Here is a 614-nt window from a genome sequence, read left to right as displayed (position 1 = left end):
AGAACGCAGGCATCCTGCGAGAAGTTGACTCTCTGGCCTGAATTGACTTCAACGCTGTGACGTCTGCACAATCCCCGAGGTGCTTCTCGATCACCGGCCACAATCGTCCACCAGCTCTCTGCTCAGGTTTCGGTGGAACGAACCCAGGGAAGACCGACGCCACCATGTAATAGCGTTCTCGCCCCTGGTACGCGCCGAAATCCAGACCGTTCAAGACCATCTCAGTGAGGAAGTACCCCATCCGCCGCAGTGTCGTTCCCATCATCGCCCCGGCTCCGGATGCTTTGAAGTTCGGGACGTTTTCCACCAGCACGACGGCAGGGTTCACGACCTCGATCTGTTTTAGTGCCGGGTAAACCATGTCGAGCATGGTGGAGAGATCTTCAAGAGAACGCTCTTTGTCCCTTGGACTTTTGGCGTTTGAGTGGTCATCACACCCCAACGAGTAATGGGCCAAACCAATTGGTGGGCACTCCGCCAGCAAGGCTCCAAGGCGATCCAGCTCCAGGTGATGAATGTCTTCATTCAGCAGGATACGCGGGGAGCTGTTCACCAGCGTATTGAGCGCATGTACTTCACTCAGGTTCCGCCCGGATGCTCTGTCTCTGGCTTCA

1 protein-coding gene is annotated in these 614 nt (G+C 56.2%); it reads right to left on the bottom strand.

The features are described 5' to 3' along the window. Positions 1–614, bottom strand: a 614-nt coding sequence (locus R7R78_RS27625) for a DNA cytosine methyltransferase (RefSeq protein WP_225474795.1), incomplete at both ends; no start/stop codon positions are given.

Source organism: Vibrio sp. 2134-1, assembly GCF_033339495.1.
The sequence above is the reverse complement of the archived record's forward strand: the minus strand, read 5'-3'. Positions and strand labels throughout refer to the sequence as shown.